At 60.6% G+C, this 16,185-nt stretch carries 15 protein-coding genes and 1 pseudogene; 9 read left to right on the top strand and 7 right to left on the bottom strand.

Features of this window, described 5'->3' with window-relative positions; all coding sequences use genetic code 11:
- The first annotated feature begins 15 nt into the window (after positions 1 to 15).
- Complete coding sequence (locus AB4O35_RS03860) at positions 16 to 903, top strand: formate/nitrite transporter family protein (RefSeq protein ID WP_065871908.1); 888 nt, start codon at positions 16 to 18, stop codon at positions 901 to 903.
- Here the strand turns inward: AB4O35_RS03860 and AB4O35_RS03855 are convergent.
- Positions 897 to 2,156 (bottom strand): cation:proton antiporter, encoded by a 1,260-nt coding sequence (locus AB4O35_RS03855; RefSeq protein ID WP_065871907.1) that lies wholly within the window; start codon positions 2,154 to 2,156, stop codon positions 897 to 899. The two genes, AB4O35_RS03860 and AB4O35_RS03855, sit on opposite strands and share 7 nt — an antisense overlap.
- 192 nt (positions 2,157 to 2,348) lie before the next feature.
- On the opposite strand from AB4O35_RS03855, the gene AB4O35_RS03850 reads away from it, so the two are divergent.
- Complete coding sequence (locus tag AB4O35_RS03850; RefSeq protein ID WP_065871906.1) at positions 2,349 to 2,735, top strand: MAPEG family protein; 387 nt, start codon at positions 2,349 to 2,351, stop codon at positions 2,733 to 2,735.
- Between the two features lie 72 nt (positions 2,736 to 2,807).
- On the opposite strand, the gene mltA is transcribed toward AB4O35_RS03850, so the two are convergent.
- On the bottom strand, positions 2,808 to 3,992 hold the full coding sequence (mltA, locus tag AB4O35_RS03845) for a murein transglycosylase A (RefSeq protein WP_065871905.1): 1,185 nt from the start codon (positions 3,990 to 3,992) through the stop codon (positions 2,808 to 2,810).
- A 129-nt stretch (positions 3,993 to 4,121) separates the two neighbouring features.
- Here mltA and AB4O35_RS03840 point away from each other — a divergent pair, with 129 nt between their 5' ends.
- Positions 4,122 to 4,571, top strand: coding sequence for a c-type cytochrome (locus tag AB4O35_RS03840; RefSeq protein ID WP_065945511.1), 450 nt, complete (start codon positions 4,122 to 4,124; stop codon positions 4,569 to 4,571).
- Between the two features lie 6 nt (positions 4,572 to 4,577).
- Here the strand turns inward: AB4O35_RS03840 and AB4O35_RS03835 are convergent, their stop codons facing one another.
- From AB4O35_RS03835 to AB4O35_RS03815, 5 genes are all read right to left on the bottom strand, one after another.
- Positions 4,578 to 4,973, bottom strand: coding sequence for a DUF1090 domain-containing protein (locus AB4O35_RS03835; protein WP_065871903.1), 396 nt, complete (start codon positions 4,971 to 4,973; stop codon positions 4,578 to 4,580).
- A gap of 39 nt (positions 4,974 to 5,012) precedes the next feature.
- The gene (ligB, locus tag AB4O35_RS03830; RefSeq protein ID WP_065945510.1) at positions 5,013 to 6,677 is read right to left on the bottom strand and encodes an NAD-dependent DNA ligase LigB; all 1,665 of its coding nucleotides are present in this window, start codon (positions 6,675 to 6,677) and stop codon (positions 5,013 to 5,015) included.
- 95 nt (positions 6,678 to 6,772) lie between these two features.
- The gene (locus AB4O35_RS03825) at positions 6,773 to 7,123 is read right to left on the bottom strand and encodes a hypothetical protein (protein WP_065871901.1); all 351 of its coding nucleotides are present in this window, start codon (positions 7,121 to 7,123) and stop codon (positions 6,773 to 6,775) included.
- A 222-nt stretch (positions 7,124 to 7,345) separates the two neighbouring features.
- Complete coding sequence (gene metK / locus AB4O35_RS03820; RefSeq protein ID WP_049711157.1) at positions 7,346 to 8,536, bottom strand: methionine adenosyltransferase; 1,191 nt, start codon at positions 8,534 to 8,536, stop codon at positions 7,346 to 7,348.
- 18 nt (positions 8,537 to 8,554) lie between these two features.
- Complete coding sequence (locus tag AB4O35_RS03815) at positions 8,555 to 9,550, bottom strand: ArsR/SmtB family transcription factor (RefSeq protein WP_065945509.1); 996 nt, start codon at positions 9,548 to 9,550, stop codon at positions 8,555 to 8,557.
- Positions 9,551 to 9,809: 259 nt separating this feature from the next.
- On the opposite strand from AB4O35_RS03815, the gene tkt reads away from it, so the two are divergent.
- The 6 genes and pseudogenes from tkt to fba all read left to right on the top strand — a co-directional run bounded on the left by tkt (position 9,810) and on the right by fba (position 16,170).
- Positions 9,810 to 11,807 carry a transketolase gene (tkt, locus tag AB4O35_RS03810; RefSeq protein ID WP_065871899.1) on the top strand — a complete coding sequence of 666 codons (1,998 nt, stop codon included), beginning with the start codon at positions 9,810 to 9,812 and terminating at the stop codon, positions 11,805 to 11,807.
- Between the two features lie 138 nt (positions 11,808 to 11,945).
- Complete coding sequence (gene epd / locus AB4O35_RS03805; RefSeq protein ID WP_065871898.1) at positions 11,946 to 13,001, top strand: erythrose-4-phosphate dehydrogenase; 1,056 nt, start codon at positions 11,946 to 11,948, stop codon at positions 12,999 to 13,001.
- Positions 13,002 to 13,018: 17 nt separating this feature from the next.
- Positions 13,019 to 14,182 carry a phosphoglycerate kinase gene (locus AB4O35_RS03800; protein ID WP_065871897.1) on the top strand — a complete coding sequence of 388 codons (1,164 nt, stop codon included), beginning with the start codon at positions 13,019 to 13,021 and terminating at the stop codon, positions 14,180 to 14,182.
- A 29-nt stretch (positions 14,183 to 14,211) separates the two neighbouring features.
- Complete coding sequence (locus tag AB4O35_RS03795; RefSeq protein ID WP_065871896.1) at positions 14,212 to 14,439, top strand: hypothetical protein; 228 nt, start codon at positions 14,212 to 14,214, stop codon at positions 14,437 to 14,439.
- Positions 14,440 to 14,499: 60 nt separating this feature from the next.
- A pseudogene (locus tag AB4O35_RS03790) lies at positions 14,500 to 14,833 on the top strand (MliC family protein).
- A gap of 272 nt (positions 14,834 to 15,105) precedes the next feature.
- Entirely contained in the window at positions 15,106 to 16,170 is a 1,065-nt protein-coding gene (gene fba, locus AB4O35_RS03785) for a class II fructose-bisphosphate aldolase (RefSeq protein ID WP_053128086.1), read from the top strand.
- Positions 16,171 to 16,185 lie beyond the last annotated feature (15 nt).

The following is a 16,185-nucleotide window of genomic DNA, read 5'->3' as shown; positions in this document are numbered from 1 at the left end:
GGACTCTGGATAATCATGGCCACTGACGAATCAGGCAAAACCGCTAATCTGTCGCAGGAAGAGCAGCAGGACGTCGACAAAAACCAGCCGCCCCGTGCGGCGGTGCTGCATGAAATCATCCGCACTCAGGGCGACCAGGAGCTGGAGCGTAATGTGGCTGCGTTGTGGTGGTCGGCGTTGGCTGCTGGCCTGACCATGGGCCTTTCATTGATGGCGATGGGGCTACTCAATTCGCGCCTGCCGGACGGCGAAGGATTCAAGGTTATTGCCAGCTTCGGCTACTGCGCGGGCTTCCTGGCGGTCATTTTGGCGCGCCAGCAACTGTTCACCGAAAACACGCTGACCGCCGTGCTGCCCGTGATGAGCAAGCCCACCCTCGGCAACGCGGGACGCCTGTTACGGTTATGGACCGTGGTGCTGGTGGGCAACCTGTGTGGCACTTTGCTGGTGGCTTACGTGATGTTGCACCTGCCGATCTTTGACACCAAGACCGACATGGCCTTCCTCGACATTGGGCGCAAGATCATGGAAAACGATGCCGGCCAGATGTTTGCCAAGGGCATCATTTCCGGCTGGATGATCGCCACCATGGTCTGGATGATCCCCTCCATGGAAAGCGCCAAGATGTTCATCATTATCCTGATCACCTATCTCATGGCGCTGGGGGACTTCACTCACATCGTCGTGGGTTCGGCAGAGGTCTCGTATCTGGTATTTGCAGGCGAGTTGCCGTGGAAGGATTTCTGGTTGGTGTTTGCCGGGCCGACCCTGGCCGGCAACATCATTGGTGGCAGCTTTATCTTTGCGCTGATCAGTCATGCGCAGATTCGCAGCGAAGGCAGCCTGCCGGGCAAGAAAGCTGCGGACCCTAGGCATCCGCAGCAGATCAACAAGGATCAGTGAGCGTCAGGCGTAGCCTGGGGCTCGTCCCGGGTTACGCGCTTGACCAGCTTGCCGATGCTCAAACCCTGCAACAGGATTGATGACAGCACCACGATGTAGGTGATGCTCAGCAGCAGGTCGCGCTCCGGGCCCAGCGGCAAGGCCAATGCCAGTGCCACGGAAACTCCGCCGCGCAAACCACCCCAGGTGAGGATGCGGATGGTGCCGCGTGGCACCGTGCGCCAGCGCCGCAGCAACAGGATCGCCGGGGCCACGGTCAACAGGCGTGACAACAGGATTGCCACCGCCAGCAAACTGGCAGCGAACACGTGCAGCCAGTTGAAGGGCAGCAACAGCAGCTCCATGCCGATCAAGGCGAACAGCAGGGCGTTGAGCATGTCATCGAGCAATTCCCAGAAACCGTCGAGGTAGCGGCGGGTCATGTCGTTCATCGCCAACTGGCGGCCCAGGTTGCCGATGATCAGGCCGGCTACCACCATCGCAATTGGAGCGGAGACGTGTAGCTCGGTGGCCATCGCTGAGCCGCCGATCACCAGGGCGAGTGTCAGCATTACCTCAATCTGGTGTTGCTCGATGCTCTTGATCATCAGGTACACCAGGTAGCCGATGAGGCCACCGAACACCACGCCGCCAATGGCTTCATGGGCGAAGAGCATCGCGGTGGCGCCCACGGTCGGCGTTTCGCCCAGCTGTGCGATGCCCAATAGCACGGTGAAGACCACCACTGCAGTGCCGTCGTTGAATAATGATTCGCCGACGATGGTGGTTTTCAACGGTTTTGAGGCATTGGCGGTACGCAACACACCGAGCACCGCAATCGGGTCGGTGGGCGAGATCAGTGCGCCGAACAGCAGGCAGTAGAGGAAACTGACGTGCCAGCCGAACAGGGCAAAAATGTAATACGCCAGGCTGCCGATCACCGCGGTGGCGATCAATACGCCAAAGGTCGCCAGCAGGCCGATGGGCCAGCGGTAACTGCGTAGGTCGTTCAGGTTGACGTGCAACGCGCCGGCGAACAGCAAGAATGAGAGCATCCAGTTCATCAGCAAATCGCCAAAGTCGATCTGGCCGATCAACTGCTGGATGCGCTCTTCCAGTCCTGGGTAGCCGAGCAGGCTCAAGCCTTGCAAGAACAGGGAAAATATCAGGGCCGTGACCATCACGCCGATGGTGGGCGGCAGGCCGATAAATCGGAAGTTCACATAGGTGAGCAGGCTGGTGAGGCAAATGAAGGCGGCGACAAGTTCAAGCATCCGGGGTCCTTGGAAGTTGAGGGGGAAACGTGGGTGAGGGGATGGACCGCCGCGACGGCGGGATGTTGCAAACTGCGAGGTAAAAGGCCATAGAACCTTTCCACACGCTACGGTTCATAGCGGTAGGGTGCGGCCTGGTGTTTTTAGTGCTAAAACTCTAATCGCTGTTTAAAACTAAAAAAGGAATGAGTCATGACGGTCGCTTTCTGGTGTGTGTTGATCGCAATTTTTCTGCCTTACCTGTGTACCGGCGTGGCCAAGTTCAGCGGCGGAAAGTTTCGGCCGCGCCACAACCACGACCCGCGTGCATTCCTCGAGACGCTCGACGGGGCTGCCAAGCGAGCCCACAGTGCACAACTCAACAGCTTTGAAGTCACCCCGGCATTTGCGGCGGCGGTTATCGTCGCGCACCTGGCCGGTACGGCTGAATTGGTGACCATTAACGTGCTGGCCGTGCTGTTTATCACCAGCCGCTTGTTGTACATCATTTGCTACCTGGCGGACTGGGCGATGCTGCGCTCGGTGGTGTGGGCGGTGGGCATGGCGTTGATTGCGAGCTTCTTCTTTGTCTCGATCTAACGGTTGACGCGAATCCTCCTGTGGGAGCGAGCAAGTCGCACCGCCGCTCCCACATTTGATCTTCAGTGTCTGTCAGCTTCCGACAGGTGCATCCGGCACTTGCGGCAACGCTGCGCCCTTGGGCCACAGCATCCAGATCTGGCCCTGCTGTTTCATATTGCCCGCCAGTTCACCGGCTGCATCGCCGGTGCCCCAGAACAGGTCCGCGCGCACTTCACCGGTGATTGCTCCGCCGGTGTCCTGTGCGGCCACGGGTCTCGTGATCGGCGAGCCATCCGGCTTGGTGGTCGACAGCCACAACAGACTGCCCAACGGAATCACCTTGCGATCCACCGCTACGCTGTAGCCAGGGGTCAGCGGCACGTTCAAGGAGCCGCGCGGGCCTTCGTTGCTATCGGGGCGGGCGCTGAAGAACACATAGCTCGGGTTACTCGCCAGCAGTTCCGGAATACGCTGCGGATGCGCCTTGGCCCAGGCGCTGATGGCACCCATGGTCACGTCTTCTTTCTTCAACTCGCCTTGCTCCACCAGCCAGCGACCGATCGGGCGGTAAGGGTAGCCATTCTGGTCGCCGTAACCGACACGAAGTTGGCGCCCGCCCGCCAGTTGAATCCGGCCCGAGCCCTGGATTTGCAGGAATTGCAGGTCCATCGGGTCTGTCAGCCAGGCAATCGGTTTGGCGGTTGAACCCTGGCCGTTGATGGCGCTGGCATCGTCATAGGGCTTGAGTACGCGACCTTCCAGGCGACCCCGCAGACGCTTGCCCTTGAGCTCGGGGTAGATGCTTTCCAGGTTGACGATGATCAGGTCGTCTGGCACGCCGTACACAGGCACGTTGGCTTTGGCGGTCTTGGTCAGGCTGCCGGGGTAGACCGGTTCGTAGTAGCCGGTTATCAAACCGTTCGGGGTGTTGTCGGCCGAGCGCAGGCCGAACACATCCAGGCGCTCTTTTAGAAAACCGCGCACTGCCACTGCGTTGCTCGGGACCGTGGCGGCTGCCGCACAGGTCGCGCCCCATACCGGGTCGGCCTTGAGGCGTTGGCAGGCGCTGCGCCAGGATTCGAAGCCGGCCAGCAGGTCGCTGTCGGACACTGCTGGCAAGGCTTCCCACGGCGCACTGACATAGGTGGCGACGGCGTGAGGCTTGGACGTTTCATCCTTGGCTGTTTCTTTGCCCGCGTCGCAGCCGGCCAGTAGCGCGATCATCGGTAGAGCCCACGCCAGGCGGCGGCTCCAGGGTTTCAAGCTGACATTCATACAAATAATTCCTGAAGCGATTGCCCACGTCGCAGCGCTTTTTGGCAACCCTTATTAATAATAGGGCTATTGGTCTTTGCGGGCGGGGCGAGGATACTGGCCGCCGTTTCCCGTGACCTCGAAGCCACCATGACTTTTAAAAGACTGACCTTTGTACTGCTGGCCTGCCTGACACTGTCCGCCTGTGGCGGCGTTGATCCGAATTCGCCGCTGGGCCAACGCAAGGCGATCTTCAAGCAGATGCTCAAGACCGGCGAAGACCTGGGCGGCATGTTGCGTGGACGCCTCCCGTTCGACGGCGCGAAATTTGCCGAAGGTGCGGTCAAACTGGATGCGTTGTCCCACGAGCCGTGGAAGCATTTTCCAAGCGTGCGCGAAGAAGATCACACCAGCGCCAAGGACGATGTCTGGCAGAAACAGGCGCAATTCCAGCAATTGGCCCGCGACCTTGAGGCGGCCACCGGTGAATTGGTGACCGCCAGCCAAGTGCAGCCTTACAAGGCGAGCAACCTGGGGCCAGCGGTGCAAAAAGTTGAAGATGCCTGCAGCGCCTGCCATAAGCAGTTCCGCGACCACTGATCGGTTTTACTGGTCGAGCTCCTCCACGGCATCCTGCAGTTCCTTGCGGGACTCGGCGAGCTTGTCCTTACGTTTGTTGATCTTGTCCGCGTCGCCTTTTTTCATGGCCTTGTCCAGATCGGCCTGACGGCGGCTGACCTCATGCTTGGCGTCGAGCACCTTGTTTTCCCGCTCCTTCTTCAGGGATGCGTCGGTGCAGTTGGCGGTGACTTCGCTCAGGGCTTTTTCCAGGCCGGCTTGTTGCGCACTGTTGCCGTGGGCCTTGGCCTGTTCGATCTGGGTGCTGATGGCTTGGCGCTTGGCGGCGCAGCCGGTGAGCTGCGGTACGTCCTCCGCAGCCAGCAGCGGAGTGGTCATGAAGCTTGCGACGGTCAATAGGGCAAGCGGTGCTAGAAATTTCATGTGGGGCTCCAAGGTCGCAATCTGGTGGCCGGCTGGGGTCTAAAACCCGTCGATGCCGGCCGCGCGTAATGTGTCTGCCAAGGCCTGTACTTGCGGGTCGCGGAAAAAGGCGCTCAATTGCGCTGCGCGGCCCGGGCCGATGCCCTCGATGGCCAGCCAGGCTTGGGTATCTCTGGCGACCAGCGTCTGCCAGTCGCCTTCCAGGTTGTTACGTGCCGCAGGCGGTACCCCCAAGGCTTTGAGCCATTGTGCGAAGGGCCGTTGCCGCGCGCTGTGAAGGCTTTCGAGGACGCGCGCGCGGCTGCGATCACCGAAGCCATCAATGTTAGCAAGCTCTGCCGCATCCAGGGTCAACCAATCGAGAAAGCCTGCGATTAGACCGGCCTGGATTAATACGTTCCAGGTCTCGCGGCCTATGTGTGGCAAAGCGAGGCCCTCGTTGCCGCTCAGCCAGGTAAGGCGTGCCAGCAATTGTTCTTCACAACCGGGGTCCAGTTGCCAGCAGCTCAACGCGTGGAATTTTCCTGGGTTGGGCACTGGCAGCTCCGCCCTTGTGGTGTTGCGCAGAATGACCTCATCCAACCGAGGAATGACTTGGCCCGCCAGGCTGATGGAAACCTGGTCACCGGGGCGGATATCCAGCGCTTGCCAGCGCCTCAATGAGCCCGCGCTCACCCGGCTGATCTGCCGGTCATCCAATCGCACCGGTTCCAACTCCAGCATGGGGGTCACGCGCCCGGTGCGGCCGATCTTGAATTGCACGTTACGCACCAGCGCCAAGGCCTTGGCCGCCGGGTACTTCCAGGCAACCGCCCAGTAGGGCGCGCTGACCTGCCAGCGATCGGCGGGTGCGCGCTGCGCCTGGTGCAACACCACGCCATCGCTGGCGAACGGTAGAGGGTGGTTGTACCAATAGGCACGCCAGTGCGTGGCTTCGTTGATGTCGCGGATGGGCTGGCTGTATCGCCGGCTATCGGTGAAACCCCAACTTGCCAGCGTGGCCAGGCGCTCGGTGAACCCTGCCGGCCCCTCGGGCCAGGCCCAGACGAACAGACCAATGCCGGCGGCGTCGGTGTCGCTTAATTGTTTGCGGTTCATCAGCCCGGCCACCTTGCTGCGGGCATTAAGCCCTCCGCTTGCCGATTGCACATGGTCGTCGAGGTGCCAATAGAGTTCGCCTTGCAGCACCACGTCGATAGGCTCTGGCAATTGCTGGACAATGCTGGGGATTTTTCGCGCGGAGGCAGACCAGTCGTGGCCCTTGACGCCATCGCCTCGGCTGATGACTTGACTCAGGCGCCCCTGGCGATACACCACAGTCACTGCCACACCGTCTACCTTGGGTTGAATCCAGACATCCTCGCGTGTACCCAGCCAGATACCGACTGCCTGTTCATCCAGCAGTTTCTCCAGGCCGGTGTGGGCAACGGGGTGAGGCAGGGTTCCGCGTGAACTCGCGAGAGGGTTGTTGGGCGTCGCAGTGGGTTCGGGAAAGCACCGACGCCAGTGGGCCAAGCGCTGGCGCGCCTGGTCGTAGAGTTCATCGCCGACCGGGGATTGGCCAAGCCGGTGGTAGCTGTCATCCCACTGGCGGATCTGTTCGGCCAGGGTGCCGACCTGCGAGCGGGCTTCGTCCGGGCAGCCTTCGGCCCACACCCAGAAGGGTAATGCGCTGAGTAAAAGGGCAAACAATGAACGCATCATGAGCATCCTTGCTCGGAAAGGGTGCCCAGCCTAAATGATCCTCGCGGGCACAAAAAAGCCCCGACAGTGCGAGGCTTTTTACTGGGTGTTTCTATTTACTTGAACAGACCGCCCAGGGCTTTCACTGCGTCGGGCTTATCGGCCTTGGCCTCCTGGTTTTGCTGCTTGGCGTCGGCTTTGGCCTGGGCTTCAGAGAGTTTGTTGCAACCTTTGTTGATCTGGTCCTGCGCGGCTTTGAAAGCCTTCACTTTCAGCTTGTCCTTTTGGGCTTCGGCGACATCGATCTTGGTTTGCAGGTCTGCAGATTGCTTCTGGCAGTCGCCGGAATTGCCGCCACCCAGTTGGGCGCCCAGGGCGCCACTCAGTGCGCTCAGGTCGGCGGCGTTTACCGGCAGGGCGAACAGGCTGAGCAGCAGGGCGGCAGGGGCGAGCGTGGAGATGCGCATGAAAAACCTCAATGTTCGATTGCCTGCGCACGTGTCTATCCCGGGCTGGCGCAGGGCAATATCCAAATAAGGTAGAGGGCCCGAGAGGGCGCGGATTCTAGAGCGCCATCATTGTGCCTGCAAGGTTTGGATCCAAAAAATGTGAAGGTCGTCGCGCGAATTGCCGTGCAATAAAAAGCCCCGCCAGGCGAACCCGGCAGGGCTTTTGTGTACCAGGAGCGATTACAGGCCGGCGGCAGTCCGCAGGTCGTTGGCGCGGTCGGTTTTTTCCCAGGTGAAGGTGGTGAAGGTGTCGTCGCCGACAGTCTTCTGCGCAGGGGTACGACCGAAGTGGCCATAGGCTGCGGTTTCCTGGTACATCGGGTGCAGCAGGTCGAGCATGGTGGTGATCGCGTAAGGGCGCAGGTCGAAGATCTCACGCACCAGTTTCACGATCTTGTCATCGCCGATCTTGCCGGTGCCGAAGGTATTCAGCGAGATCGACGTAGGCTGGGCCACGCCGATGGCGTAGGAAACCTGAATCTCGCAACGCTCGGCCAGGCCGGCTGCGACGATGTTCTTGGCCACGTAACGGCCGGCGTAGGCGGCCGAACGGTCAACTTTGGAAGGGTCTTTACCCGAGAACGCGCCACCGCCGTGACGGGCCATGCCGCCGTAGCTGTCGACGATGATCTTGCGACCGGTCAAGCCGCAGTCGCCTACCGGGCCGCCGATGATGAACTGGCCAGTCGGGTTGATGTGGAACTGGGTGTCCTTGCTCAGCAGTTCGGCAGGCAGCACGTGCTTGACGATCAGCTCCATCACGCCTTCGCGCAGGTCGGCATAGGACACGTCCGGGTTGTGCTGGGTCGACAGAACCACAGCGTCGATACCGACGACTTTGCCGCCTTCATAACGGCAGGTCACCTGGGACTTGGCATCCGGACGCAACCACGGCAACAGGCCGGATTTACGGGCTTCGGCCTGGCGCTGCACCAGTTGGTGCGAGAAGGTGATCGGTGCTGGCATCAGCACGTCGGTTTCGTTGCTGGCGTAACCGAACATCAGGCCCTGGTCGCCTGCGCCCTGGTCTTCCGGCTTGGCGCGGTCGACACCCTGGTTGATGTCCGGGGATTGCTTGCCGATGATGTTCATCACGCCGCAGGTCGCGCCGTCGAAGCCGACGTCGGAGCTGTTGTAGCCGATGTCGGTGATCACGTCACGAACGATCTGCTCAAGGTCAACCCAGGCAGTGGTGGTCACTTCGCCAGCGATGATCGCTACACCGGTTTTCACCAGAGTCTCGCACGCCACACGGGCGAACTTGTCTTCAGCAATGATGGCGTCCAGCACCGCGTCAGAAATCTGGTCGGCGATTTTGTCCGGATGCCCTTCAGACACGGACTCGGAGGTGAAAAGGGAGTATTCGCTCATCTCGATGTTTTCCTGATTTTACCGATGGTGAGTGTCGCCAGCCGGCCGCTGAAAATGGCGGACCTGGATCTGGAAACCATTACGTAAACCTACATAGAGGCTTTCCCCGGGAACGAGTCCCGCAGCGGTGGCCCAACGGGCCAGATCGTCCTGTTCAAAACCCAACCAGAGATCACCGCAGGCCTCCCTGGCCCAATTCTGGTTGTGGCTGCATAAATCCGTAACCAACAGGCTACCGCCGGGGTGCAGCAACCCGGCCATTTGTTTGAGCGCGTCGGCGGGGGCGGCGAAATGGTGCAAGACCATGTTCAACACCACGCAGTCGGCTTTAATCGCTGTGCTATTCAATGCATCAGCCAGTTGCAGGCGCACATTGCCCAGTGCCTCGCGCTCGCAGAGCTGGCGCGCCAGTTCGAGCATCGCCGGGCTGTTGTCCAGCGCCGTGACCTGGTGAAAACGCCGAGCCAGTTCCGGCAGGAAACCGCCATCGCCTGGGCCGACTTCGAGTGCCGTGGCCTCATCACTGAAGCTCAGCTTGTCGAGCAGCGCCAGTACGCTGTCGCGATATTGGGCAAGGCCGGCAATCAGGTCTTGCTGGGCGCGAAACTTGTCGGCAACCCGTGCGAAAAAATCCTGGCTCGCGGCAGCCCGCTGCCCGTGGACCTGGCCGATGCGGGACTGCACATCCCCCGGCAGCAGCAGGCCGTCCACTTCTTCAAGTAGGGCGGCATGCAGCTTGCCACCGAGCAGTTCGGTGTGGGGCAGGGCGCGGCGGTAGAAAATCGCATTACCTTCACGGCGGGTGGCCACCAGGTCGGCCTGGGCCAATACCTTCAAGTGGTGACTCATGCCGGACTGGCCAATGGCGAAGATCTGCGCCAGTTCCAGTACGCCGAAGGAATCGTTGGCCAGCGCGCGCAATACGTTCAAACGCAGCGGATCGCCGGCGGCCTTGCACAAGGCTGCCAGTTCATCGCCGTCGTCGGGGCGCAGTGAGGGCATGGGTAGATTCATAAGGCCAGCAGTCTAGTGATGGGTGGATAACCCCGCAAGTCCAATATCAAAAAGTTTTGATATTGGTCGATAAGTGGTGGTTACAAGCAGCCCCTATAACCTTTAGACGAACCGGTTAAAGGTTTATGCAAGGGATTGGCGCCCAAAGCACAGGAAAAACCGCCCAAGTGAGTATCTGTCATTGCCCGCAAGCGGTGGCTGAGGGAAAATGCCGGTCCTTTTTTCCGTTTCTTTATATTCAAACCTCAGGAGATCAGCGATGCCCAGCCGTCGTGAGCGTGCCAACGCCATTCGTGCCCTCAGCATGGATGCCGTGCAAAAAGCCAACAGCGGCCATCCCGGTGCCCCGATGGGCATGGCGGATATCGCCGAGGTACTTTGGCGTGACTACCTGAAACACAACCCGAGCAACCCGTCGTTCGCCGACCGTGACCGCTTCGTGCTGTCCAACGGCCATGGTTCGATGCTGATCTACTCGCTGCTGCACCTGACTGGCTATGACGTCACCATCGACGATCTGAAAAGCTTCCGCCAGCTGCACAGCCGCACCCCGGGCCACCCGGAATTCGGCTACACCCCAGGCGTCGAGACCACCACCGGTCCCCTGGGCCAAGGCCTGGCCAATGCCGTTGGCTTCGCGCTGGCTGAGAAAGTCTTGGGCGCACAATTCAACCGCCCTGGTCACGACATCGTTGACCACCACACCTACGTGTTCCTGGGTGATGGCTGCATGATGGAAGGCATTTCCCACGAAGTCGCGTCCCTGGCCGGCACCCTGGGCCTGGGCAAACTGATCGCTTTCTACGATGACAACGGCATCTCCATCGACGGCGAAGTCGAAGGCTGGTTCACCGATGACACCCCTAAGCGTTTCGAAGCCTACAACTGGCAGGTGATCCGCAACGTCGACGGCCACGATCCGGAAGAGATCAAGATCGCCATCGACACCGCCCGCAAGAGCGCGCAGCCGACCCTGATCTGCTGCAAGACCACCATCGGTTTCGGTTCGCCGAACAAGCAAGGTAAAGAAGACTGCCACGGCGCCCCACTGGGTGACGCGGAAATCGCCCTGACCCGTGAAGCGCTGAAGTGGAACCACGGCCCGTTCGACATCCCGGCCGACATCTATGCCGAGTGGGACGCCAAGGAAAAAGGCCTGGCCGCCGAAGCCGAGTGGGACCAGCGTTTCGCTGCCTACTCTGCCGAATTCCCGGAGCTGGCCAACGAACTGGTACGTCGCCTGGCCGGTGACTTGCCTGCCGACTTCTCGGAAAAAGCCTCGGCCTACATCGCCGAAGTCGCGGCCAAGGGCGAGACCATCGCCAGCCGTAAAGCCAGCCAGAACACCCTGAACGCCTTTGGCCCGCTGCTGCCTGAGTTCCTCGGCGGTTCCGCCGACCTGGCCGGTTCCAACCTGACCCTGTGGAAAGGCTGCAAAGGTGTTTCGGCTGAAGACGCCAGCGGCAACTACATGTACTACGGCGTACGTGAGTTCGGCATGAGCGCCATCATGAACGGCGTGTCCCTGCACGGCGGCCTGGTGCCTTACGGCGCGACTTTCCTGATGTTCATGGAATATGCGCGCAACGCCGTACGTATGGCGGCGCTGATGAAGAAGCGTGTGATCCATGTGTACACTCACGACTCCATCGGCCTGGGCGAAGATGGCCCGACGCACCAGCCGGTCGAGCAACTGACCAGCCTGCGCACCACGCCGAACCTGGATTGCTGGCGCCCAGCCGACGCCGTCGAATCCGCGGTGGCCTGGAAGCACGCGATCGAGCGTAAGGACGGCCCTTCGGCGCTGATCTTCTCGCGTCAGAACCTGCAACACCAAGTGCGTACCGATGCGCAGATCGCCGACATCAGCCGTGGTGGCTACGTACTCAAGGACTGCATTGGCGAGCCGGAGCTGATCCTGATCTCCACCGGTTCCGAAGTCGGCCTGACCGTTCAGGCCTACGACAAGCTGACCGAGCAAGGCCGCAACGTACGCGTCGTGTCCATGCCGTGCACCAGCGTGTTCGAAGCCCAGGACGCGGGCTACAAGCAGTCGGTATTGCCGTTGCAGGTCAGCGCGCGTATCGCTATCGAAGCGGCGCACGCCGACTACTGGTACAAATACGTGGGCCTGGAAGGCCGCGTGATCGGCATGACCACCTACGGTGAGTCGGCGCCGGCGCCAGCATTGTTCGAAGAGTTTGGCTTTACCCTGGAAAACATCCTGGGTCAGGCTGAAGAGCTGCTGGAAGACTAAGTCAGTCTGCGTTGTCTGTACTGGCGCCATCGCGGGCAAGCCCGCTCCCACATTTGGATCGCGGTCTAATGTGGGAGCGGGCTTGCCCGCGATGGCGTCAGAACATTCAACACCGAACTCACATTGATCGAGAACCCCATGCCTCAACCGCGTCCCTACAAAGTTGCACTCAACGGCTACGGCCGCATTGGTCGTTGCGTCTTGCGTGCGCTGTTCGAGCGAGGGGCGGCAGCCGGGTTTGAAATTGTCGCGATCAACGATCTGGCCGACATGGCCAGCATCGAATACCTGACACGTTTTGACTCCACCCACGGCCGGTTCCCCGGCGAAGTGCGGGTTGAGGACGACTGTCTCCATATTAATGGCAGCTGCGTGCAAGTCTTGCGCAGTGCCACCCCCGAAGGCATCGACTGGAAAGCACTGGGCGTCGACCTGGTGCTGGAATGCTCCGGTGTCTATCACACCCGCGCCGACGGCCAGCGTTTTATCGACGCCGGCGCACCGCGTGTGCTGTTTTCCCAGCCGATGGCCAGCGAGGCGGACGTGGATGCCACCATCGTCTACGGCATCAACCAGGATTGCCTGACCGGCGCCGAGTTGCTGGTGTCCAACGCCTCCTGCACCACCAACTGCAGCGTGCCGCTGTTGCGCCTGCTGGATCAGGCGATTGGCCTGGATTACGTGTCGATCACCACGATTCACTCGGCGATGAACGACCAGCCGGTGATCGACGCCTATCACCACGAAGACTTGCGCCGCACGCGTTCTGCGTTCCAGTCAGTGATTCCGGTGTCTACAGGCCTGGCGCGTGGCATCGAGCGACTGCTGCCGGAACTTGCCGGGCGAATCCAGGCCAAAGCCGTACGGGTGCCGACGGTGAACGTGTCCTGTCTGGATATCACGATGCAGACCGTCAGCGACACCGATGCGACGGAGGTCAACCGAATCCTGCGCGACGCCGCCACCAGCGGTCCGCTCAAAGGTTTGCTGGCCTACACCGAGTTGCCCCACGCCAGTTGTGATTTCAACCATGACCCGCATTCGGCGATTGTCGATGCCAGCCAGACCCGCGTTTCCGGCCCGAGGCTGGTGAACATCCTGGCCTGGTTCGACAACGAATGGGGCTTTGCCAACCGAATGCTGGATGTTGCGGAACATTATCTGCACATTGCCTCTAAACAACCTCAACAGTAATTCAGGAACTGCGACCCATGACCGTGTTGAAGATGACCGACCTCGATCTGCAAGGTAAGCGCGTACTGATCCGCGAAGACCTCAACGTCCCAGTCAAGGACGGTGTTGTCACCAGCGATGCGCGAATCCTGGCCTCGCTGCCGACCATCAAGCTGGCCCTGGAAAAAGGCGCGGCCGTGATGGTTTGCTCCCACCTGGGTCGCCCGACCGAAGGTGAGTTCAGCGCGGAAAACAGCCTCAAGCCTGTCGCCGATTACCTGAGCAAAGCCCTGGGCCGCGACGTACCGCTGGTGGCTGACTACCTGGGTGGCGTCGACGTTAAAGCCGGCGACATCGTGCTGTTCGAAAACGTGCGCTTCAACAAAGGCGAGAAAAAGAACAGCGACGAACTGGCCCAGCAATACGCTGCGCTGTGCGACGTGTTCGTGATGGACGCGTTCGGCACTGCCCACCGCGCCGAAGGCTCGACCCACGGCGTGGCCAAGTTCGCCAAGGTCGCCGCTGCTGGCCCGTTGCTGGCCGCTGAACTGGATGCACTGGGCAAGGCGCTGGGGGCTCCGGCGCAACCGATGGCTGCCATCGTTGCCGGCTCCAAGGTGTCCACCAAACTGGACGTGCTCAACAGCCTGAGCCAGATCTGCAACCAACTGATCGTCGGCGGCGGCATTGCCAACACCTTCCTGGCTGCCGCCGGTCATCCGGTGGGCAAGTCCCTGTACGAACCGGACCTGCTCGACACCGCCCGCGCCATTGCCGCCAAAGTCAGCGTGCCATTGCCGGTCGACGTGGTGGTTGCCAAGGAGTTTGCTGAAAGCGCCGAAGCCACCGTCAAGCTCATCGCCGACGTGGCTGACGACGATATGATCCTGGATATCGGCCCGCAAACCGCCGCCAACTTCGCCGAATTGCTGAAAGCCTCCCAAACCATCCTGTGGAACGGGCCGGTTGGCGTGTTCGAATTCGACCAGTTCGGCAACGGCACCAAAGTGCTGGCCAAGGCGATTGCCGAAAGCTCGGCATTTTCCATCGCCGGCGGCGGCGACACCCTGGCCGCCATCGATAAATATGGCGTTGCTGACCAGATCTCCTACATTTCTACCGGTGGCGGCGCATTCCTTGAATTCGTCGAAGGCAAAGTGCTGCCTGCCGTTGAAGTGCTGGAAACCCGAGCCAAAGGTTAAGGCGCGTGATCCGGAAAAGGAGTATTCCCATGATCAAGTCGTTGGCATTGGTGATCGCAGCGGGCCTGCTGGCCGGCTGCGGTAGCACGCCAAGCGCTGCGCCTGAGCCTGGAAAGCCGGGAGCGCAGCCGAAAAAAAGCTGCTACCAGGCTGACTGGCAAGCCGAGACCATGCCGGTGATTAACAAGCGCCTTGGCAACGAGCGGCTGGAGCAATACGACTCCGCGCCCAACGGTCAGGAACAGGGTTGCCCTTGACGGGTCTGATCAACTAACCGACTGCATCGGTGGCCCAAGGCCCCCGTGTGAGGATTGGCAATGAAAGGTGTTTTCGCCCTGGCAGCCCTGGCCCTGTTGGCCGGCTGCAGCAGCATGAATATTTTCAACAAGGCAGAAACGGCCGATAAGTGGACCACCTGGACCTGCGACAGCAAGGCCGAGGTCAACTGGCGCTTTGCCAACCAGGCCCGCAGTGAGGTGGATGTACGCCTCGGCGGTTCTGATCAGGTCTACCGCCTCAAACAGGACGTTGCCGCCTCGGGCGTGTTGTATGCCAACGACCAATTGGCGTTCTCACACAAAGGGTGAGGAAGGCCTGGTTTACTGGGTCGCGACTGATGATTTGATCGGGCGCGGTTGCAAAGCCCAATAAGGTCTCAAATTTGATGAGATCCAACTGTGGGAGCGGGCTTGCCCGCGATGGCGGAGGGTCAGCAAAAAAAATATTGACTGATACACCGCTATCGCAGGCAAGCCAGCTCGCACATTAATCCGGTTCCACAGTGACATAAGTTGCGAACCGGACACTGCAATAACGATTCAGCAGGCCAGGCATGCAAACCCTGACCCGCAATAACTTGAATAGCAGCCGCCGCTACGGCAGGCTTGCACGATTAACGACCCTCGACCGGGAGAGACAACACAATGGCACTTATCAGCATGCGTCAAATGCTGGACCACGCAGCCGAGTTCGGCTACGGCGTCCCAGCCTTTAACGTCAACAACCTTGAGCAGATGCGCGCCATCATGGAAGCCGCTGACAAGACCGACTCCCCCGTGATCGTCCAGGCTTCGGCCGGTGCGCGCAAATACGCCGGTGCACCGTTCCTGCGTCACCTGATCCTCGCCGCGATCGAAGAATTCCCGCACATCCCGGTGTGCATGCACCAGGACCACGGCACCAGCCCTGACGTGTGCCAGCGCTCCATCCAACTGGGCTTCAGCTCGGTGATGATGGACGGCTCCCTCGGCGAAGACGGCAAGACCCCAACCGACTACGAGTACAACGTACGCGTTACCCAACAAACCGTCGCCATGGCTCACGCCTGCGGCGTGTCGGTTGAAGGCGAGTTGGGCTGCCTGGGTTCGCTTGAAACCGGCATGGCCGGCGAAGAAGACGGCATCGGCGCCGAAGGCGTGCTGGATCACAGCCAAATGCTGACCGACCCGGAAGAAGCCGCCGACTTCGTCAAGAAGACCCAAGTTGATGCCCTGGCCATCGCCATCGGCACCAGCCACGGCGCCTACAAGTTCACCAAGCCGCCCACTGGCGACGTGCTGGCCATCGACCGCATCAAGGAAATCCACAAACGCATCCCCAACACCCACCTGGTGATGCACGGTTCTTCTTCGGTGCCGCAAGAGTGGCTGGCGATCATCAACCAGTACGGCGGCGACATCAAAGAAACCTACGGCGTACCGGTTGAAGAGATCGTCGAAGGCATCAAGTACGGCGTGCGCAAGGTCAACATCGACACCGACCTGCGCCTGGCGTCCACCGGTGCGATGCGTCGCCTGATGGCCACCAACCCAAGCGAGTTCGACCCGCGTAAGTTCTTCGGTGCCACCGTGACCGCTATGCGTGATGTGTGTATCGCGCGTTATGAAGCGTTTGGCACGGCGGGGAATGCTTCGAAGATTAAGCCGGTTTCGTTGGAGGCGATGTATCAGCGTTACCTGAAAGGTGAGTTGAACGCTAAGGTGAATTGAGCCTAGGCGTTTAAA

Source organism: Pseudomonas sp. H1_A03 (assembly GCF_054685145.1).
Note: the sequence above shows the minus strand (reverse complement) of the source record. Positions and strands in the feature narration are given on the sequence as shown.